The organism is Micromonospora sp. NPDC049139 (genome assembly GCF_055586845.1).
This window is the reverse complement of sequence record NZ_JBVJHK010000024.1, coordinates 39,298-57,908: the sequence shown is the minus strand read 5'-3', so window position 1 is coordinate 57,908 and position 18,611 is coordinate 39,298. Positions and strand designations below refer to the sequence as shown.

Genomic DNA, 18,611 nt, shown 5'->3' with positions numbered 1-18,611 from the left:
CGGCGGTGCGTTCCGCACGGTCGACCGGTGACACGGCGCGGGTGTCCGGCGCGCCCGTCCGGCCGCAGGCTCGGTGGCATGACGGAGACGACGACGAACGCCAACCCGACGACGCCGCACGTCGGTCACGCGCGACCGCGCGCCGCGCTCCTGCGGCACCTGCTGGAGATGGCGCTGGCCATGATCGCCGGCATGCTGCTGCTCGGGCCGCTCCGCGCGGCCGTGGGCACATCGCTCGGCGTCTCCCCCGACCTCGGACGGGCCGACGTCGGCGCCGTGCTGATGGCGACGGACATGAGCGTCGGCATGGCGGTGTGGATGCGGTACCGGAGGCACTCCTGGGCCGCCGTCGGGGAGATGATCGCGGCGATGTACCTGCCGGTCCTGGTGCTGTTCGTACCGTTCCGGGCCGGGCTGGTCGGCGCGGACGCCCTGCTCCTCGGCAGCCACCTGCTGATGCTCCCGGCGATGGCGCTCGCGGTGTTGCGGCGGCGCGCCGAGTACGCCCGGCACCCGGCCGCCGCCCGCGTGGTTCCGCGTCACCGGCTGCTGGCGGCGCTGGTGCGCCGCTGGCCGACGGGGCTCGCCCTGCTGGTGACGCTGGACATGCTCCTCTCCCCGTGGGTGCCCCCGGCGCTGTTCCTGCTGGCGCTGCCGGCGGCCTACCTGGTCATCGGCGCGGCGCGCGGGCAGCTGGGCGAGCGCCGGATGCTCGTCCTCCAGGTGGCCGGGCTGGCCGGCTGGGCGGCGCTGGCGCTGGTCGCCACCGTGGTCGACCACGGGCTGGCGGGCTGGCTGGTGGCCGCCGGCTGGCTCGGACACGCGGCCTGGGACGTGGTGCACCACCGCGCGAACCGGGTCGTCCCGCGCGGCTACGCCGAGTGGTGCGCGGTCTTCGACACGGTCGTCGGGCTCGCCGTCGTGCTGGCTCTGCTGACCCGCTGACCCCGACCGGGGTGGGTCGCCGGCACGGGGCGGCGACCCACCCCGGCGGGCTGTTGTGCCGGTCGCCGGAACCGCCGGCCGGCGATGATGAAAAGCTTGCCGCATGAGTTCCGCACCCGTACGGCACGACCCACCGACCGACCCCTCCCCGGACACCCCCGACGAGGTGACCGCCTTCGCGGATCTCGGACTGCGCGCCGAGCTGCTGGGCGCGTTGTCCGCCCTCGGCTACGAGGAGCCCACGCCGATCCAGCGGGAGGCGATCCCTCCCCTGCTGGCCGGGCGGGACCTGCTCGGGCAGGCGGCCACCGGTACGGGCAAGACCGCCGCGTTCGCCCTGCCGCTGCTGCAGCGGATGCCCGACGAGCGGCCCGGCGACCCGGTGGCGCTGGTGCTGGTCCCGACGCGGGAGTTGGCGGTGCAGGTGTCGGAGGCGTTCCACCGCTACGGCAAGGACCTGGGCACCCGGGTGCTGCCCATCTACGGCGGCCAGCCGATCGGCCGGCAGCTGCGCGCCCTGGACATGGGCGTGGACGTGGTGGTGGCGACCCCGGGCCGGGCGCTGGACCACATCGCCCGGGGCACGCTCAACCTGGGCTCACTGGCCACGGTCGTGCTCGACGAGGCCGACGAGATGCTCGACATGGGCTTCGCCGAGGACATCGAGGCGATCCTGGAGCACACGCCCGCGCAGCGGCAGACGGTGCTGTTCTCGGCGACGATGCCGGCGCGGATCGACGGGCTGGCCCGCCAGCACCTGACCGACCCGGTGCGCATCCTCATCGCCCGGGAGCAGCCGGTGGCCGGGGAGGCGCCCCGGGTGCGGCAGAGCGCGTACATCGTCGCCCGGGCGCACAAGCCGGCGGCGCTGGGCCGGGTGCTGGACGTCGAGTCCCCCACCGCGGCGATCGTCTTCTGTCGCAGCCGGGAAGAGGTCGACCGGCTCACCGAGACCATGAACGGCCGGGGCTACCGGGCCGAGGCGCTGCACGGCGGGATGAGTCAGGAGCAGCGCGACCGGGTGATGGGCCGGCTGCGCACGGGCACCGCGGACCTGCTGGTGGCCACCGACGTGGCCGCCCGCGGCCTCGACGTCGAGCAGCTCACCCACGTCGTCAACTACGACGTGCCGTCGGCCCCCGAGTCGTACGTGCACCGGATCGGCCGGGTGGGCCGCGCCGGGCGGGAGGGCGTGGCGATCACCCTCGCCGAGCCGCGCGAGCACCGGATGCTCAAGACCATCGAGCGGGTCACCGGCCAGCGGATCACCATCGACAAGATCCCGACGGTGGCGGACATGCGCACCCGGCGGCTGGAGCTGACCCAGGGCGCGCTGCGGGAGAGCCTGCTGGAGGACGACCTCGACCCGTACCGGGCGATCGTCGAGTCGTTGACCGACGAATTCGACCTGGTGGAGGTGGCGCTCGCGGCGGTGAAGCTGGCGCACGAGGCGACCTCGCCGGGCGCCGACGACGAGGAGGAGATCCCGCAGGTGCCGGTCCGGGCTCCGCGCGAGGGGCGGCCGGAAGGCGGCGGCCGGGGCGAGCGGCGCGGCGGTGGCCGGCCCCGCACCGGCGGCACCACGCAGGTCTTCATCGGCCTCGGCCGGCGTGCCGGGGTCCGCCCGCAGGACCTGGTCGGCGCGATCACCGGCGAGACGGGGGTCAGCGGCCGGGACATCGGCTCGATCGAGATCGCCGACCGGTTCTCGCTGGTGGAGGTGCCCTACGCCGTGGCCGACGAGGTGATCGCGGGGCTGCGCGGCAGCACGATCAAGGGCCGCAAGGCGACCGTACGCCGGGATCGTGACGGTGACGGCGGCGGCGAGCGCCGCTTCGACGGGGCCGACCGGCGCGAGCGCCGCGACCGCGACTTCGGCGACCGGCGCGACCGGCGCTGACGACGACACCACCGTCCCCACCGGCGACAAGCAGCACGCGCGCACCGAGGCCCCCGCCGTTCCGGGCGGGGGTCTCGTCGCGTTCGCGCAGCGGTCAGTCGGCCGGCTCCGTGGCCACCCGTTCGGCGTGCTCCTGCTGCACGGCGCGAGCGGTGGTGAGGAAGTCGACGATCGTCTCGAGCTGTCCGTGGTCGTACCGCGTCAGCGCCCGCAGGCCGGCTTCGCCGACCGGCCGGTAGATCCTCTGCTCGGCCGCCCGGGCCGCCTCGGTCGCCTCGACCAGCACCCGACGCCGGTTGGCGGCGTCCCGGGTACGCGCCACCAGGCCGACCCGTTCGAGCCGGTCGATGACGGTGGTGGTGGCCGCCGGGCTGAGCCGCAGCGCCGCCGTCAACTCGCCGGCCGTCACCGGCCCGTGGCCGAGGACGACGTCCAGCGCCCGCAGATCCGTCCGGTTGATCCCCAGCCGGCCGGCGGCCGCCTCGTCGAAGGCGTCGAAGCTCTGCTGCAGCAGCCGGATCTCCCGGGCCACGCGGTACACCAGCTCACTTTTCGACATTCGAATCTTCCTGCTAGCTTAGATTTCGACAGTCGAACTTTAGCAGGGAGCGACCATGACCGAGAACGACCGCAGGGAGATCCGCGAGCTGTTCGACCGGCTGCTACGGGCGTGGACCGACAACGACGCGGTCGCGTACGGCGCCTGCTTCACGGAGGACTCCGACTACGTGTCGTACGACGGCACCCGGGCGGCCGGACGGGCACCGATGCAGGACGCGCACGACCGGCTCTTCCGGGGCGTACTCGCCGGATCGGCGCTGGTCGGCGAGGTGGAGTCGATCCGGGCGGTGACCGCCGACGTGGCCGTCGTGCACGGCACCGGCTCGGTGCTGATGCCCTGGCGCTCCCGGCTGCCCCGGCGCCGGCTGTCCCGCCAGACCCTGGTCGCCGTGCGGACGCCGGCCGGGTGGCGGTTCACCGCGCTGCACAACGGTCGGGTCCGCCCGATAGGGATCCCCGCGCCCGACTCGGCACCGGCCCGGCTGTCCCGCACGATGGGGCGGTACGCCCGACGGCTCGGGCTGGGCCGCGCCTGACCGGCGGGACCCGTACACGCGGCGGCCCCCGGCGCCCACGGGGCGCTGGGGGCCGCCGGGTGACGGGGGCCGCCGGGTGACGGGCCGGTCAGGCCGCGGTCAATGCCTGGCCGCCCAGGGCGTCCGCGTCGACGTCGGCGGGGCGCAGCGCCAGGGCGAGCACGTCGGCGACGTCGGCGAGGGTGTGGACCGTCAACGCCTCACGGACCTCGGCCGGCAGGTCGTCGAGGTCCGGCTCGTTGCGGGCCGGGATGATCACCTCGGTCAGGCCGGCCCGGTGGGCGGCGAGCAGCTTCTGCTTCACCCCGCCGATGGGCAGCACCCGGCCGGAGAGAGTCACCTCACCGGTCATCCCGAACTCGGGCCGCACCGGCCGGCCGGCGGCCAGCGAGGCGAGGGCGGTGACCATGGTGATGCCGGCGCTGGGGCCGTCCTTGGGCACCGCGCCCGCCGGCACGTGCAGGTGGATCCGCCGCCCGGCGAGGGCGTTCGGGTCCAGCCCGAGCCGGCGCCCGTTGGAGCGCAGGTACGACAGCGCGATGTGCGCGGATTCCTTCATCACGTCGCCGAGCTGGCCGGTCAGGGTCAGCCCCGGCTCGCCCTCCATGCTGGTGGCCTCGATGAAGAGCACGTCGCCGCCGGCGCCGGTGACCGCCAGGCCGGTCGCCACGCCGGGCACCGCCGTCCGCTCCGCCGACTCCGGGGTGAACTTCGGCCGCCCGAGGTAGGTGGCGAGGTTGTCGGCGTCGACACGGACCGGCGCCGGGTCGGTGGCCAGGGCCACCGCGACCTTGCGGAGGATCTTCGCCAGCGCCCGTTCGAGCTGGCGCACGCCGGCCTCCCGGGTGTACTCGCCGGCGATCCGGGCGAGGGCGTCGTCGCCGAAGCCGACCTCCTCGACGGTCAACCCGGCCCGTTCCCGCTGCCGGGGCAGCAGGTGGTCCCGGGCGATGGCGACCTTCTCCTCCTCGGTGTACCCGTCCAGGGTGACCAGCTCCATCCGGTCCAGCAGCGGGCCGGGGATGGCCTCCACCACGTTGGCGGTGGCCAGGAAGAGCACGTCGGAGAGGTCGAGGTCGACCTCCAGGTAGTGGTCGCGGAAGGTGTGGTTCTGCGCCGGGTCGAGCACCTCCAGCAGGGCGGCGGCCGGGTCGCCGGAGTAGCCGACGGCCAGCTTGTCGACCTCGTCGAGGAGCACGACCGGGTTCATCGAGCCGGCCTCGCGCAGGGCGCGCACGATCCGGCCAGGCAGCGCGCCGACGTACGTGCGGCGGTGACCCCGGATCTCGGCCTCGTCGCGGACGCCGCCGAGGGAGACCCGGACGAACCTGCGGCCGAGCGCGCGGGCGACCGACTCGCCCAGGCTGGTCTTGCCGACGCCGGGCGGGCCGGCGAGGGCGAGCACCGCGCCGGAGCCGCGGCCACCGACGACGCCGAGGTTCCGCTCGGCGCGCCGGTTGCGCACCGCGAGGTACTCCAGGATGCGGTCCTTCACGTCGGCCAGGCCGGCGTGGTCGGCGTCGAGCACCGCGCGGGCCGCGGCCAGGTCGGTGTTGTCCTCGGTGCGGGTGCTCCACGGCATCTCCAGCACCGTGTCGAGCCAGGTGCGGATCCAGCCCGCCTCCGGGGAGGCGTCGCTGGCCCGCTCCAGCTTGCCGACCTCGCGCAGCGCCGCCTCACGGACCTTCTCGGGCAGGTCGGCGGCCTCGACGCGGGCCCGGTAGTCGGCGGAGCCATCCGGCTCGTCCTCGCCGAGCTCCTTGCGGATGGCGGCGAGCTGCTGGCGTAGCAGGAACTCCCGCTGGGACTTCTCCAGCCCCTCGCGGACGTCGGTGTTGATCTGCTCGGCAACCTCCTGCTCGGCCAGGTGGTCCTTCACCCAGCCGACGAGCAGTTCCAGCCGGGCGGTGACGTCCGGCGCGGCGAGCAGCTCGGTCTTCTGGGCGAGGCTGAGCCAGGAGACGTAGCCGGCGGAGTCGGCCAGCTCGGAGAGGTCGGTCATCCGCTCGATCGCGTCGATGACCTGCCAGGCGCCGCGCTGCTGGAGCACGGACGTCATCAGGGCGCGGTACTCGCGGGCGAGTTCGCGGGCCCGGCCGGCGGGGGCCGGTTCGTCGAGTTCGGTGGCCTCGACCCAGAGGGCGGCGCCGGGTCCGGGAACGCCGGAGCCGATCCGGGCGCGGGAGAGGCCGCGAACGACGGCGGCCGGTTCGCCGCTGGGCAGCCGGCCTACCTTCTCGATGGTGGCGACCGCGCCGACGGGGCCGTACTCGCCGTCGAGGCGGGGCACGGCGAGGAGGGTGCCCTCGCCGGTGGCGCGGGCCGCGTCGACAGCGGCCTGGGTGGTGGGGTCGAGGGTCACCGGGATGACCATGCCGGGCAGCAGCACGGCGTCGGTCAGGGGCAGTACCGGAAGAGTTGCCATCGAACACCTGCTATCGCGTTGAGTTGAGCGTGTCCAACTCAAGTAACAAAGCGTTCCCCTTGTTCCGCACTGTGACCCAGACCACTTCCCCGCGCCGCCTGGCGCGTCCGGGAGCATCAACTCACGCACCGGCGCCGAGGCCGCGGCGCTCGCCGGCCACGCCGACGTGCTGGCCACCCGAACTCCCCCGCCTTTGCGCCGGCCGCGCCGATTTCCCGCGATAACGCGACCCGCCGAAATGAAAACGACGCGTATTGTTGCGCAATTGCGGTGCGATAGGTCAAACTTTGACCACACCCCGCCCCACACAGGGAGTAATTGGCGATGGCGAGAAAAGTAATCACTGTTCTGACCGACGACCTCGACGGCGGAAAGGCTGACCGGACCGTCGAGTTCAGTCTGGACGGCGTGGCGTACACCATCGACGTCTCCGACGAGAACGCGGGCGTGCTGCGCAAGGCCCTCGACCCGTACATCAGCGCTGGCCGGCGGATCGGGCGCGGCACCGTCGACGTCGGGCGGGCACCCCGCCGGGCGGGCACCCCGGGCGGCGCGGGAATGGACCGGGAGCAGAACCGGGCCATCCGGGAATGGGCCGTCAAGAACGGCTACAAGATTTCCGAGCGCGGCCGCATCCCGGTCGAGGTCGCCGAGGCGTACAAGAACCGCTGACCTGGCGCCGGGTTCACGCTCGCGTCCACGCGGGGTCACGCTGCGGAATCAGCGGGGCCCCGCCGGTCTTTTCCCACGGCCGCCCATTCGCACGGCCCGCATCCGGCGGCGGACGCATTCGCGGGCGGCGCATTCGCCGAGCGGCCCCCACGGATCGCCGGGCGACCCCCGAGTGACCGCGCCGGGCGGATTCCCGCGACCGGACGGAACCGGGATCCGGCCCGAGGACCGGCGACCCGCCCAAGGCGGCGAAGCGGCCGGTGGCGACCCGGGCGGCCCCGGGCGCGGGTGATCACCGCCACGATTCGTGCCCGCGCGACCCGAGACCGTCGCACCCCCGGAGTGTAATGAGCGACAGCTTTGTCGGGCATTACGCAAACGCATCTCGGGGGTGGCGGATGACGCGCTGGTGGAGCCAGACGGCCGGCGGGTTGCCCCGCACGTTCTGGTACCTCTGGACGGCCACGCTGATCAACCGGCTGGGTAGCTTCGTCGCCATCTACCTCGGCGTCTACCTGGTCTCGGTGCGGGGCTTCAGCCCCGCGTACGCCGGAGTGGTGATCGGGTTGCACGGGGCCGGCAGCGCGGCGGGGAGCGTGCTCGGCGGGGTCGTCGCGGACCGGTGGGGGCGGCGGCCGGCAATGCTGGCCGGCAACGTGGCCGCCGCCGCCGCGGCGCTGTCGCTGGGCCTGAGCAACCACCCCACGGCGGTCGCGGCGCTCACCCTCCTGCTCGGGCTCTTCCTCGGCGTCGCCCGACCGGCCTTCACCGCCACCATCATCGACGTGGTGGGCGAGCGGGACCGGCTGCGCGCCCTGACGCTCAACTACTGGGCGATCAACATCGGGTTCGCCGTCGCCGCGACCGTCGCCGGCCTGCTGGTCCGCGCCGATCCGCTGCTGCTGTTCCTGGTCAACGCGGCGGTGCTGCTCGGCACCGCCGCGCTGATCGGGTTGAAGGTGCCCGAGTCGCGCCCCGCCCCGGTCACCGTCGGGCAGTTCACCCGCGCCGACTCCGGCGGGCTCGGCACGGTGCTGCGCGACCGGGTCTTCCTGACCTTCACCGCCCTCACCGGGCTGGCCTGGCTCTGCATCCAGGGCAGCGTGATGCTCCCCGTCGCGTTGCAGGCCGACGGCCTGCCGGCGTCGGCGTACGGGCCGGTCATCGCGGTCAACGGGCTGATGATCGTACTGGGGCAGCTCTTCGTGCCCCGGCTGGTCGGCCGCTTCGACCGGTCCCGCACCATCGCCGCCGCCGTCGTGGTGGTCGGCGCCGGCTTCGCGCTGACCGCGCTGGCCGACGCGGTGTGGTTCTACGCGTTCACGGTCGCCGTCTGGACGCTCGGCGAGATGCTGATGACCCCGGCGAACTCGGCGCTGACGGCGGACCTGTCGCCGGCGGCGCAGCGCGGCCGCTACCAGGGGGTCTACTCGCTCGGCTACGCCTTCGCCAGCTTCGCCGGGCCGACCCTCGGCGGGCTGGTCGCCGCCCGGTTCTCCACCGACGCCCTCTGGCTGGGCCTGTTCGGTCTGGCCCTGCTGGTCGCCGCCGGCAACCTCCTCGCGGTCCGCCCCCGGGCCAGGCGGATCGAGGCCCTGCGGGCCGGTGCCACCTCGGCCGCCGCCCCCGGCCGGACGGCGGCAGCCGTGGCCTGACGACAGGCGGGGACCGCCGGGGTGCGCCGGGGCGGGTCAGTCCGCGCAGAGGTGCGCGAAGGCGAACCCGTGCGCCATCTCGTCGCGCCGCGACTCGAGCAGCCGGATGTCGGCGAGCAGCTCCTCGCGGGGCGTCAGGACCGGCTCGGCCGTCTCCAGCTCGCGCAGCCGCTGGCCGACGGCCATCGCCGCCAGGTCCTCGGCCAGGCGGGCCGGGTCCACGCCGGCGGAGACCCGCTGCTCGTGCACCGTCACCCGCTCCACGAGGCAGGCGCCGGGACGCACCTCGACCCAGCTCCACCCCTCGGCCGGCCCGCCCCGCCAGCTCAGGTGCAGCCCCCGGACGATCGGGTCCACCAGCCTCCGCGACACGTACGCGTCGACCGCCGCGGCCCGGGCCAGCGCGCCGAGGTCGTTGACGTGGCCCGTCCGCCCGTCGGGCAGCCGGCCGAAGATGTCGCGGAACCCGATCGGGGGCACCTCCCCCGCCTCCGGCTCCCCCGCACCGAGCGCCGCGTAGGCGCGGGCGTCGAGCACGTACGCCACGATCCGTCGCCCGTGCTCGTCGGCGCGTAACGTGGGCGACCCGATCCGCAGCACCGCCAGGCCGACCGCCTCGGCGACCACGTTCTTCATCCGCTCGGCGCGCTGCCCGGCGGAGCCGGCGGGCGCGACCGGGCCGACCTCCACGGCGAAGACCGGCCGGGCCGTGTCGGCGGCGCAGACGACGAAGTCGTAGCCCTCCCGGGTGGCCGTACTCCACTGGTGGCCGGTGATGCCGGTCGGACGCCCGTGTGCGAGTTCGCCGAGGCGGCGGGCGCCGTACACGAGCTGGCCGGCCCGGGTGAGCAGCGGGCCGCGACCGCCGTCCCCGGTCACCGCGCGCAGCCAGGAACCGTCCCCGCCACCGGTGCTCGTCATCCGCGTGATCCGTCCGTCCTGCCGTCGCCCGGGCCGACTCGTCGGCCCGGAGCGAGTCTAGGCCGTCGATCATGGCCGGAGCCGGGGTGGTGCGGCGGGGGCGGCACGAGCGGGGAATTCGGTTGAGCCGCCCGGGGCCGCCCGGTGGGATGGGCCGGTGACGCTCTTCCTGAGCACCGACCGGCTGGTGCTGCGCGAGTTCACCCCCGACGACGCGGAACTCCTCGTCGATCTGGACGGCGACCCCGAGGTGATGCGATACCTCACCGGCGGGCGTCCCACCCCGCCGGAGGTGGTCCGGCAGCGCACCCTGCCCCGGATCCTCGCCCACTACCGGCGGCCGCCGGGGCTGGGCTGGTGGGCGGCCCTGGGCCGGGGGTCGGGCGAGTTCCTGGGCTGGTTCGAGTTCCGCCCGACACGCGACGGCGACGCCCGCGAGGTGGAGCTGGGCTACCGCCTGCGCCGGGCGACCTGGGGCGGCGGCCTCGCCACCGAGGGCTGCCGGGCGCTGATCGACAAGGGCTTCACCGAGCTGGGCGTGCAACGGGTCACCGCGAACACGATGGCCGTCAACGCGGCCTCCCGCCGGGTGATGGAGAAGTCCGGGCTGCGCTTCGTGCGCACGTACGTCGGGGACTGGCCGGAGATGATCGACGGGGCGGAGCACGGCGAGGTCGAGTACGCGTTGACCCGGCAGGAGTGGCTGGCCCCCGCCGCCGGGGCATGATCGAGTGGGACCGGTTGTCGACAGGGGGTGCGCGGTGCGGGTCGTGTCGCTGGTGCCGTCGCTGACCGAGGCGGTGGCGCTGACCCTGCCCCACCTGCTGGTCGGGGCCACCGACTGGTGCACCCACCCAGCGGGGCTGGACGTGGCGCGGGTCGGTGGCAGCAAGTACCCCGACCTGGACCGGGTGCTCGCGCTACGACCGGACGTGGTGCTGCTCAACGTCGAGGAGAACCGCCGCGTCGACGCCGAGGCCCTGGCCGCGGCCGGCGTGCCGGTGCGGGTCACCTACCCGCGGACCGTCGACGAGGCGCTGACCGAGCTGGGCGACCTGCTCCGCGAGCTGGGCGCGCCGGCGGAGCCGGAGTGGCTGGCGGCGGCCCGCCGGGCGTGGGCCGCCCCGCCCGCGGCCGGGCCGCCCCGCCGGGCGGTGGTGCCGGTCTGGCGTCGCCCGTGGGTGGTGCTGGGCGCCGACACGTTCGCCGGGGACGTGCTGCGCCGACTCGGCGTCACCAACCTGTACGCCGACGACGCCGAACGTTATCCCCGTCCGAGCCTCGACGAGCTGCGCGCCCGGGAGCCGGAGCTGGTGGTGCTGCCGGACGAGCCGTACCGGTTCACCGCCGACGACGGGCCGGAGGCGTTTCCCGGCATCCCGTGCGCGCTGCTCTCCGGGCGGCACCTGACCTGGTACGGCCCGTCCCTGGCCGCGGCGCCCGCCCTGCTCTCCGCCCAGCTCGCCGACCCGGTCGTCCGGCCGGGCTGACCGCCCGGGCACGTCGCCCGTCGGTCGACGCGCCCGTCGGGTCAGGCGCCCGCGTGCCGGCGCTCCCGACGGGCGGCGAGCACGCTCCAGCCGATCGCGACCGACAGGGTCAGCACCACCACCGCGAGGGTGAGCCAGACCGGCAGCTTCCCCACCGGCGTCTCGGCCAGGATCAGCTTCGCCCCGGCGAAGGCCAGCAGCACGGCCAGCCCGTACCGCAGGTAGCCGAAGTGCCGCAGCAGCCCGGCCAGGCAGAAGTAGAGACTGCGCAGCCCGAGCACGGCGAACGCCGTCGCCGTCCAGACCAGGAACGTGTCGGTGGTGATGGCCAGGATCGCCGCCACCGAGTCGATCGCGAAGACCACGTCGGTGGCCTCGATCGCGATCAGCGCGACCAGCAGCAGGGTGGCCCTGCGCCGGCCGTCGACCCGGACCGTGAACCGGCCGCCGTGGTAGCGCGGCTCGGTGGGGACCAGCCGCCGGAACACCCGGACCGCGACGTTGCGGTCCGGTTCGACGTCCGGCTCGCCGCGCACCGCGAGCCGCCCCCCGGTCCAGACCAGGAAGGCACCGAGCACGACCCCGGCCCAGGCCAGCCGCTCCAGCAGCGCGGCACCGGCGAAGATGAAGGCCAGCCGGAACGCGAGGGCCCCGACGACCCCCCAGAAGAGCACCTTGTGCTGGTAACCGGCGGGCACCCGGAAGTAGCCGAACAGCAGCGCGAAGACGAAGACGTTGTCGACCGAGAGCGCCTTCTCCAGCAGGTAGCCGGAGAAGTACGCCACGGCCGGCTCGCCGCCCCACCAGAGCCAGACCACCAGGCCGAAGGTGAGCCCGGCGGTGATCCAGACGCCGCTCCACACCAGCGCCTCGCGCAGCTCGATCACGTGGTTGTCGCGGTGGGAGAGCAGGTCCACGGCCAGCATGACGGCGATGACCGCGCCCACTGCCGCCCAGGCCCACAGCGGCGCCGCGAACATCGCCTCGTCCACCCGGCGCCCTCCCCACCCGCGACGGGACAGGGCGGCTCCGCTTCCCGCGCGCGCCGGGAGCCCGGCGGTTCCGGCGCGGGCGCGGTCCCGTGGCGCGGGGCTCGGCGGCGGAGCCACCCCGCGCCCGCCCCCGAGCCTAGGCGAGCCGCCCACCGGCCGACGGCCGTCCGGGCAAGTCGGCGGGCGCCGGCCAGGCCCGGTCGCCGCTGCCCGGCGGCTCCCGGGTCTCAGGTGCCGGCTGCCGTCGGCCGGGGGGGTGCGCGGGCCGGGCGGGCGGCACGCCGACGGGCCCCGCCCGGACGGCGGGGCCCGGGCGTCGCCGGTCAGGCCACCGGGGTGGCCCGGTCCGCGTCCCGCTCGACCAGCGTGCGGTCGTCGACGTCGTACGCGATGGTGCTGGTCACCCGGACCACGCCGCTGACCTGCCCGGCCAGCCGCCCCGCCAGCTCGACCGCGCTGCGCCGGTCCAGCCGGCCGTCGAGCGTCACCTCACCGTCGCGCACCTGGACGGTGACCAGGCCGTCCCGCACCGCGAGCACCCGGCGCAGCACCTCCTGCACCACGTCCTCGCGGATCTCCGCGTCCGTACGCAGGTGCACCCGCAGCAGGTCGCCCCGGGTGACGATGCCGACGAGCCGGCCCAGATCGTCGAGCACCGGCAGCCGCTTCACCGACTCCCGGTCCATCTGCCGCGCGGCGGCGGAGATGGTCGCCTCCGGCCAGGTGGTCACCGGCGGCGCGGTCATCAGTTCGCGGGCCAGCAGCGCGTCGGCCTTCTCCCGGGCGCTGCGGCGCCGCCGCCCCTCGAAGATCCGCCGCTCGTCCGGGTGACCGGCCCGCTCCACCTTGTGCAGCAGATCCGACTCGGACACCACGCCGAGCACCCGGCGGAACCCGTCCACCACGGGCACGCCGCTGATGCCCCGCCGGACCAGCGCGTCGACGATCTCGCGGTAGGGGGTCTCCTCCCCCACCGTCGCGACGTCCCGCGTCATCACGTCGCCCACCTGCCACGTCCTCATCACGACCTCCCTGCCGTTGGCACCTGTGACGGTATGGCCGCGACCGCCCGCCGGGTCAGGGTCGCGAGACCGGGTCGGCACGGCCGGGTGGACCGGTGTGGAAGGGGCCCAAGGTCCCGGTCCGACGGGGCCCGGTCGGCCCTGCCCGGCGAGCGTCGGCGGGTGTCCAATGAAGATGCCACCGGGAAGCGCGGTGCGAGGCACACGAAGGGACGTGGAGACAATGACCACGACCGAACGGATCACCGCCGGGACCATCGCCCCTGCGACACAGACCCGGCACCCCGCCGAGACCACCCGGGAGCGTGCCACCCGGTACGTCTTCGCCGGCATCCGAATCGCCCTCGGCTGGACCTTCCTCTGGGCGTTCCTGGACAAGGTCTTCGGCCTGGGGCACGCCACCGAGGCGAAGAACGCCTGGCTCAACGGCGGCAGCCCCACCAAGGGCTTCCTGACCTTCGGCGCGGCCGGCCCCTTCAAGGGCTTCTACAACGGCATCGCCGGGGCCGCCTGGGCGGACGTGCTCTTCATGACCGGCCTGGCCGCGATCGGCGTGGCGCTGCTGCTCGGCATCGGGATGCGCGTCGCCGCCGTCGCCGGCGTGGTGCTCTACGTGATGATGTGGACGGTCGTCCTGCCCCCCGAGAACAACCCCTTCATCGACGACCACCTGCTCAACGCGGCCCTGCTGGTCGGTCTCGCGCTGGTCAACGCCGGTGCCACCCTGGGCCTGGGCGCGGCCTGGGCGAAGCTCCCCCTCGTCCGGCGATTCCCCTGGCTCCGCTGACCTGGTCCGGCACCTCACCCAGCGGGCGTCACCACCGGTGACGCCCGCTGGTCCGTGCCTACGCCCACGTCGTCGCGCCTGGCCGGCCCCGGCTTTCCCGCCCGGGGGCGTCGAGGCCTCGCGCATCGCCGATACGCCGACGCACGCGGGCGGCTCCCCGGGACCGCCGCGCGCCGGCCGGTCGCCATCCGGCAGGATGGTGACCGGGACATCAGGACCGAAACGGCAGGAGACTCCCGTATGAACCAGGCAGCAGGCGCCCGCTCCGGCAAGCCCGAGGTGGGCCCGATCGAGGGCGCGCCGCCCGCCGATCTCGTCATCGAGGACATCACCGTCGGCGAGGGACCGGAGGCCCAGCCGGGGCAGCTGGCCGACGTCCACTACGTGGGGGTCGCGCACTCCACCGGCCGCGAGTTCGACTCCTCCTGGAACCGGGGCGAGACGTTCGAGTTCGGGCTCGGCGCCGGGCAGGTCATCGCCGGCTGGGACCGGGGCGTGGTGGGCATGCGGGTCGGCGGCCGGCGCCGGCTGACCATCCCGCCGCACCTGGGCTACGGCAACCGGGGCGCCGGTGGCGTCATCAAGCCGGGCGAGACCCTGGTCTTCGTCGTCGACCTGGTCGGCGTGCGCTGAGCCGTTGAGCACGGGCCCGGGGCCGACCCCGCACACGCGCGGTCGGCCCCGGGCCGCACACGCACCCGAATCGGCCGGGGGTGGTCAGCAGGCCACGAGCTCCCGGTCGGCGCATGCGTCGACGATCGGGATGACCCGGTGCAGGCCGGTGGCCCGCAACACCCGCGCGACCACCGGGTCGGGGTGCAGCAGCACCAACTCGCCGCCCCGGGCGCGGATGCGCAGGTGCGCGGCGACCAGCGCCCGCACCCCGGCGGCGGAGAGCACGCGGACGCCCGAGAGATCCAGCCGGAGCACCGGCCGGGCGGGGGCCGCCCAGAGCGCGGAGCGGAACGCGGCGACCGTGGCGATGTCGACCTCGCCGATCGCCCGCACGTCCACCACGTAGTCGTCCACGCTGACCTCGACGTGGAACCTGTCCTCACGCTGCCCCATGCCGACGAATCTAGCCCCCACCACCGACATTTCCGCCCTGCCCAGGGACGGGATCCGGGTCCACCCAGGGTCACCCCCGAGGGCCTCCCTGATCCTCCTCAGGGAGGAGGACCGCACCGCCGCGGTGAGCTCCGGCCCACCCGCGCCGCCGCCCGGCGTCGAGAGCCGGCGGGTGCCACACCGTGTCCCGCCGGCTCGGCAGGTCGGGGACCGGCCCGCCTGGCGGCGGACCGGTCCCTGGTGTGCGTACGGCCGGGTCAGCCGCCGCGGACGGACGGCGCCGGCACCGGCGAGCCCCCGGCCACGGCGCCCGGGTGCGGGGCCTGCGACGGGGCCGGCCGGAGCCCGGCCGGCACCGGCAGCGCGCTGCCCTTGGCGAACTCGTCCCAGCCGACGTTCCACGCGGTCCAGCCGTTGCCCTCGTTCAACTCGACCTCGGTGCCCTTGATGGTCACCAGGTCGCCGACCTGCGTGACGCCCATCAGCCAGTCCGCGGCCTCGTTGGAGACGTTGGTGCAGCCGTGCGAGACGTTGGTGTTGCCCTGGTCCCCCACCGACCACGGCGCCGCGTGGATGAACTCACCGCCCCAGGTGAGGCGTTGGGCGTCCTCGACGTCGACCACGTAGGGGTCGGCCGAACCCCGGGTGTCGAACGTCGTCTGCTCGTGCTTCTCCATGATCACCATCTTGCCGCTGGAGGTCGGCGTGCTCGGCTTGCCCATGCTGACCGGGATCTTGCGGACGACCTTGCCGTCGCGCACCACGGACATCTGCTTGGTCGCGTTGTCGATCTCCAGGGCCACCTGCCGGCCGATCTTGGAAGTGGCGGTCCGGTCGGAGTCGCCGACCCGGTCCTTGCCGATCGGCAGGCCCTCCAGCCCGGCCCGGACGCTGATCGTGGTGCCCGGGCGCCAGAAATCGGGGGCCCGGTAATAGACCTGGCTGCCGTCGGACACCCACGACCAGGTGCCCGGCTGCGGCGGGTCGGTCTTCACGAACAATCGGCGCTGCACGTCCGCCCTGGCCTCTTTCGGAATGGGCGGGTCGAAGGCGACGGTCACCGGCATGGCGGTGCCGTACGTCCGGTTGCCGGCGAAATACAACGTGCTGGTGATTTCCGGCTTCGACGATTTCGGCATCGTGGTGAAGGTGGTCTTCCGGGTGGTGGTCTTCCCCGAGTCGCCCGTGGCGGTCACCTCCGCGGTGTAGGTGCGCCGCGGCTGCAACGGCCTGCTCGGCACCCAGCCCGAGCCGTCCTCCCGGGGCTCCGCCTTGATCTCCGCGCCCTTGTCGTCGGTGATCCGGACCGACGTGACCCGTCCGCCCTTGACGACGGTCCCCACCTCGGCGCTGACCGGCACCTCGCGGGCGCGGTCGGCGGGCGTCACGGCCAGCTCCGGGGCCGCCGCCCGGCCCTCGGCCGACCCGGCACCCGGTTTGCGGTCGGCGGTGCACCCGCCGAGGGCCAACGGCGTGGCCGCGATGGTCACGGCCAGAACCGTCAGTCGCCGCCTCAACTTCATGATGCGTCCCCCCGTTAATTGGCGTCCTCCGCCACATTCTCTCCATACCGCCCGGATGGGCGCGCAATTTTCGGCGAAAAGGGAAACGCAATTATGGGGGGCATTTGCCGGACTGCGCGGAATGAGTCCGGGTGCCCCCGTTTCCGGATCCGTCCGGGATCGCCCGGACCCGCACCGCCGGAGCCCGGCCATGCCGCCGCGTCCCGGTTGCGCCGCCCCGCGCCGTTCCCACCCGACCCACCCCCGGTGCCCCGCCCCGGCCTCGTGCCGGTGGCGACGGCAACGGCCGGGCGACCTCGGCCACCCGTGTGGCGCCGGCTCAGGTCCAGTCGTCGTCGCCGTGGTTGCGTTCCCACCGGCCGCCGACCGGCGGGGTGTCCATGCGGATGGCGGAGTCGGCGTTGCCGGCGAGGTCGTTGTCCTCCACCCGGCAGTCCACGCAACTGCCCTCGTCGGTGATCCAGAGGCCGTGGTTCTGGGTGCTCGGGTGCTTGTTGTCCCAGATCCGGTTTCCCCGGATGGTGGCCGAGTCGACCGCCGCGTTGATCGTGATGCCGGCCCGCACCGGCGGGCCGGCCGGCAGCTCGTACGGCGTTCCCGGCAGCGGCGTGCCCCCGCTCCATCCGCTGGAGGCGTCGGGGCGAATCGGCGCGAGCGTCAGCTCGGTGTCGTCGTTGGCGGCCACCATGGCGATCCCGTCGCCGACGCGCACCACCTTGCCCCGGTGACCGTCGTTCGGCCAGGTCGCCCGCCGGTCCACCACCTTCCGCTCGCTGTAGCGCACCGAGTCGCCGTGCCCGCTCATCGCCGGCGCGCACTGCCGCCCGTTGTTGCGGATCCGGTTGCCGACCAGGATCATGTCGCGGAGCGGGCGGTCGATGCGGATGGCGTCGGCGCTGTTGCCGTAGAAGTCGTTGCTCTCGATGACGATCTCCTCGGCGATCCGCTGCTCCACGCCGCCGAGGTTGCGCTGGTGGTAGCCGTACCGGCCGTTGCCGCTGATCCGGTTGCCGCGGATCGTGTAGGGGCCCGGGGTGTTGCCGATGCTGACCCCGTCGCCCAGGTTGCCGTCGATCACGCAGTCGGTGAGCAGGCCACCCCGCCCGGCGGTGTGCGTGGTGCCCTTCGCCGAGACGTGGAAGCCCGCCTCCAGGTTGCCGGTCATCGTGCAGGCGGAGACGATCAGACCGTTCGCGCCCCAGTCGGAGATACCGAACCGGTTGCCCTGGGCGTGGCAGCCGATGATCCGCACCCCGCGCGGGCGCAGGTGATTCGCCTCCTGCAACTCCAGGAAGATCCCGTTCGTCGCGTTGGCCACCGCGCTGCAGTTGACGATGTTGAACCGTTCGACGCTGCCCCAGCCGCCGATGCCGATGCCGATGCCCGCGCCGCCCATCTCGGTGCCGTTGTCCAGCCGCCCGCAGCCGACCACCAGCACCCCGTCGATCAGGCAGTCCTGGAGGAAGTCGCAGCCCAGGCCGGTGGCGGCGGTGTGGTGGATGTACAGGTTGCGGAACATGCCCCGGACGACGTACTGCAGGCCGAGACCCTTGGCCAGCGGGTTGTAGTCCGCCGACGCCACGCCCGAACCGTCGATCTCGAAGTCGGCGAACGTGCAGTCGGCCAGGTGGCGCTCCCGGCCGGCCCCGTGCTGCCGCGCGGTGTGGAAGGCCAGCGGCGCGGGATCGGCCCGGTTGCCGGCGTTGCTGAGCACGAAGCGGGTCGCCCCCGGGCCGGCCCCGATCAGCGACACCCCGGAACGCCAGACGGTGCCCGAGTCCCGCATCGAGTACACCCCCGGCGGGCAGTAGATGATCCGGACCCGGCCGTCGGCGGCGTACGCGTCGCCGAGGCGGTCCACCAGCGCCGCCAGGGCCGGCTGGTCGTTGGTCTCGCCGTCGCCCACCAGGCCGTGCTCCCGGGCGTCGCAGAGCAGCGGGGCACCGGCGACCGCGTAGCGGCGCACGCCGCCGGCGGAGGGCATGTCCGGGTACGCCACCTCGTCCTCCCCTCGGCGGGACAGCCAGGCCCGCATTCCCGGACCGCATTCGGGGAAACGCCGGCCGCGACGGCGACGGCCCCGGCACCGCCGGGAGGCGGAACCGGGGCCGTCG

At 74.3% G+C, this 18,611-nt stretch carries 17 protein-coding genes; 9 read left to right on the top strand and 8 right to left on the bottom strand.

The window, feature by feature from the left end; translation table 11 throughout:
• Positions 1 to 78 precede the first annotated feature (78 nt).
• Together ACZ6Q9_RS29700 and ACZ6Q9_RS29695 are read left to right on the top strand one after the other, a co-directional pair.
• Positions 79 to 945, top strand: coding sequence for a hypothetical protein (locus tag ACZ6Q9_RS29700; RefSeq protein ID WP_396830457.1), 867 nt, complete (start codon positions 79 to 81; stop codon positions 943 to 945).
• Between the two features lie 103 nt (positions 946 to 1,048).
• Positions 1,049 to 2,845: a DEAD/DEAH box helicase gene (locus tag ACZ6Q9_RS29695; RefSeq protein ID WP_393448822.1), complete on the top strand. Its 1,797-nt coding sequence runs from the start codon at positions 1,049 to 1,051 to the stop codon at positions 2,843 to 2,845.
• 94 nt (positions 2,846 to 2,939) lie between these two features.
• Here ACZ6Q9_RS29695 and ACZ6Q9_RS29690 read toward each other — a convergent pair whose 3' ends face one another.
• Complete coding sequence (locus tag ACZ6Q9_RS29690; protein ID WP_393266149.1) at positions 2,940 to 3,404, bottom strand: MarR family winged helix-turn-helix transcriptional regulator; 465 nt, start codon at positions 3,402 to 3,404, stop codon at positions 2,940 to 2,942.
• A 55-nt stretch (positions 3,405 to 3,459) separates the two neighbouring features.
• Between ACZ6Q9_RS29690 and ACZ6Q9_RS29685 the strand changes: the two genes are divergently transcribed.
• Positions 3,460 to 3,942 (top strand): SgcJ/EcaC family oxidoreductase, encoded by a 483-nt coding sequence (locus ACZ6Q9_RS29685; RefSeq protein WP_393266152.1) that lies wholly within the window; start codon positions 3,460 to 3,462, stop codon positions 3,940 to 3,942.
• Positions 3,943 to 4,030: 88 nt separating this feature from the next.
• Here the strand turns inward: ACZ6Q9_RS29685 and lon are convergent, their stop codons facing one another.
• On the bottom strand, positions 4,031 to 6,367 hold the full coding sequence (gene lon, locus ACZ6Q9_RS29680) for an endopeptidase La (RefSeq protein ID WP_396830459.1): 2,337 nt from the start codon (positions 6,365 to 6,367) through the stop codon (positions 4,031 to 4,033).
• A 324-nt stretch (positions 6,368 to 6,691) separates the two neighbouring features.
• On the opposite strand from lon, the gene ACZ6Q9_RS29675 reads away from it, so the two are divergent.
• Both ACZ6Q9_RS29675 and ACZ6Q9_RS29670 read left to right on the top strand, forming a co-directional pair.
• Positions 6,692 to 7,039 (top strand): histone-like nucleoid-structuring protein Lsr2, encoded by a 348-nt coding sequence (locus ACZ6Q9_RS29675; protein WP_357699401.1) that lies wholly within the window; start codon positions 6,692 to 6,694, stop codon positions 7,037 to 7,039.
• Positions 7,040 to 7,437: 398 nt separating this feature from the next.
• Positions 7,438 to 8,694 carry an MDR family MFS transporter gene (locus ACZ6Q9_RS29670; RefSeq protein ID WP_393448810.1) on the top strand — a complete coding sequence of 419 codons (1,257 nt, stop codon included), beginning with the start codon at positions 7,438 to 7,440 and terminating at the stop codon, positions 8,692 to 8,694.
• Between the two features lie 36 nt (positions 8,695 to 8,730).
• Here the strand turns inward: ACZ6Q9_RS29670 and ACZ6Q9_RS29665 are convergent, their stop codons facing one another.
• Positions 8,731 to 9,615 carry a PDDEXK family nuclease gene (locus ACZ6Q9_RS29665; protein ID WP_393266160.1) on the bottom strand — a complete coding sequence of 295 codons (885 nt, stop codon included), beginning with the start codon at positions 9,613 to 9,615 and terminating at the stop codon, positions 8,731 to 8,733.
• 157 nt (positions 9,616 to 9,772) lie between these two features.
• Here ACZ6Q9_RS29665 and ACZ6Q9_RS29660 point away from each other — a divergent pair, with 157 nt between their 5' ends.
• Together ACZ6Q9_RS29660 and ACZ6Q9_RS29655 are read left to right on the top strand one after the other, a co-directional pair.
• Positions 9,773 to 10,342 (top strand): GNAT family N-acetyltransferase, encoded by a 570-nt coding sequence (locus ACZ6Q9_RS29660; RefSeq protein WP_393266163.1) that lies wholly within the window; start codon positions 9,773 to 9,775, stop codon positions 10,340 to 10,342.
• 34 nt (positions 10,343 to 10,376) lie between these two features.
• Complete coding sequence (locus tag ACZ6Q9_RS29655) at positions 10,377 to 11,105, top strand: helical backbone metal receptor (RefSeq protein ID WP_396830461.1); 729 nt, start codon at positions 10,377 to 10,379, stop codon at positions 11,103 to 11,105.
• Positions 11,106 to 11,146: 41 nt separating this feature from the next.
• On the opposite strand, the gene ACZ6Q9_RS29650 is transcribed toward ACZ6Q9_RS29655, so the two are convergent.
• Together ACZ6Q9_RS29650 and ACZ6Q9_RS29645 are read right to left on the bottom strand one after the other, a co-directional pair.
• Positions 11,147 to 12,085 carry a TerC family protein gene (locus ACZ6Q9_RS29650; protein ID WP_393266589.1) on the bottom strand — a complete coding sequence of 313 codons (939 nt, stop codon included), beginning with the start codon at positions 12,083 to 12,085 and terminating at the stop codon, positions 11,147 to 11,149.
• A gap of 335 nt (positions 12,086 to 12,420) precedes the next feature.
• Positions 12,421 to 13,119: a CBS domain-containing protein gene (locus ACZ6Q9_RS29645; protein WP_393266167.1), complete on the bottom strand. Its 699-nt coding sequence runs from the start codon at positions 13,117 to 13,119 to the stop codon at positions 12,421 to 12,423.
• A gap of 214 nt (positions 13,120 to 13,333) precedes the next feature.
• Here ACZ6Q9_RS29645 and ACZ6Q9_RS29640 point away from each other — a divergent pair, with 214 nt between their 5' ends.
• A complete protein-coding gene (locus ACZ6Q9_RS29640) occupies positions 13,334 to 13,906 on the top strand; it encodes a hypothetical protein (RefSeq protein WP_396830462.1) in 573 nt (190 codons plus the stop codon).
• A gap of 240 nt (positions 13,907 to 14,146) precedes the next feature.
• On the top strand, positions 14,147 to 14,539 hold the full coding sequence (locus tag ACZ6Q9_RS29635) for an FKBP-type peptidyl-prolyl cis-trans isomerase (RefSeq protein ID WP_357699385.1): 393 nt from the start codon (positions 14,147 to 14,149) through the stop codon (positions 14,537 to 14,539).
• Positions 14,540 to 14,623: 84 nt separating this feature from the next.
• On the opposite strand, the gene ACZ6Q9_RS29630 is transcribed toward ACZ6Q9_RS29635, so the two are convergent.
• The 3 genes from ACZ6Q9_RS29630 to ACZ6Q9_RS29620 form a co-directional block, all read right to left on the bottom strand.
• Positions 14,624 to 14,974 carry an STAS domain-containing protein gene (locus tag ACZ6Q9_RS29630; protein WP_393266173.1) on the bottom strand — a complete coding sequence of 117 codons (351 nt, stop codon included), beginning with the start codon at positions 14,972 to 14,974 and terminating at the stop codon, positions 14,624 to 14,626.
• Between the two features lie 257 nt (positions 14,975 to 15,231).
• On the bottom strand, positions 15,232 to 16,497 hold the full coding sequence (locus ACZ6Q9_RS29625; RefSeq protein ID WP_393266176.1) for a L,D-transpeptidase: 1,266 nt from the start codon (positions 16,495 to 16,497) through the stop codon (positions 15,232 to 15,234).
• A 319-nt stretch (positions 16,498 to 16,816) separates the two neighbouring features.
• The gene (locus ACZ6Q9_RS29620; protein ID WP_396830486.1) at positions 16,817 to 18,481 is read right to left on the bottom strand and encodes a right-handed parallel beta-helix repeat-containing protein; all 1,665 of its coding nucleotides are present in this window, start codon (positions 18,479 to 18,481) and stop codon (positions 16,817 to 16,819) included.
• Between the last annotated feature and the right edge of the window lie 130 nt (positions 18,482 to 18,611).

Bases quoted from the DNA above. Each gene is read 5' to 3' on its own strand.
- ACZ6Q9_RS29620 (WP_396830486.1), bottom strand. From the start codon at position 18,481: ATGCCCTCCGCCGGCGGCGTGCGCCGCTACGCGGTCGCCGGTGCCCCG.
- ACZ6Q9_RS29665 (WP_393266160.1), bottom strand. From the start codon at position 9,615: ATGACGAGCACCGGTGGCGGGGACGGTTCCTGGCTGCGCGCGGTGACC.
- ACZ6Q9_RS29635 (WP_357699385.1), top strand. From the start codon at position 14,147: ATGAACCAGGCAGCAGGCGCCCGCTCCGGCAAGCCCGAGGTGGGCCCG.
- ACZ6Q9_RS29695 (WP_393448822.1), top strand. From the start codon at position 1,049: ATGAGTTCCGCACCCGTACGGCACGACCCACCGACCGACCCCTCCCCG.
- ACZ6Q9_RS29645 (WP_393266167.1), bottom strand. From the start codon at position 13,119: ATGAGGACGTGGCAGGTGGGCGACGTGATGACGCGGGACGTCGCGACG.
- ACZ6Q9_RS29685 (WP_393266152.1), top strand. From the start codon at position 3,460: ATGACCGAGAACGACCGCAGGGAGATCCGCGAGCTGTTCGACCGGCTG.
- ACZ6Q9_RS29625 (WP_393266176.1), bottom strand. From the start codon at position 16,497: ATGAAGTTGAGGCGGCGACTGACGGTTCTGGCCGTGACCATCGCGGCC.
- ACZ6Q9_RS29700 (WP_396830457.1), top strand. From the start codon at position 79: ATGACGGAGACGACGACGAACGCCAACCCGACGACGCCGCACGTCGGT.
- ACZ6Q9_RS29675 (WP_357699401.1), top strand. From the start codon at position 6,692: ATGGCGAGAAAAGTAATCACTGTTCTGACCGACGACCTCGACGGCGGA.
- ACZ6Q9_RS29670 (WP_393448810.1), top strand. From the start codon at position 7,438: ATGACGCGCTGGTGGAGCCAGACGGCCGGCGGGTTGCCCCGCACGTTC.
- ACZ6Q9_RS29690 (WP_393266149.1), bottom strand. From the start codon at position 3,404: ATGTCGAAAAGTGAGCTGGTGTACCGCGTGGCCCGGGAGATCCGGCTG.
- lon (WP_396830459.1), bottom strand. From the start codon at position 6,367: ATGGCAACTCTTCCGGTACTGCCCCTGACCGACGCCGTGCTGCTGCCC.
- ACZ6Q9_RS29650 (WP_393266589.1), bottom strand. From the start codon at position 12,085: ATGTTCGCGGCGCCGCTGTGGGCCTGGGCGGCAGTGGGCGCGGTCATC.
- ACZ6Q9_RS29630 (WP_393266173.1), bottom strand. From the start codon at position 14,974: ATGGGGCAGCGTGAGGACAGGTTCCACGTCGAGGTCAGCGTGGACGAC.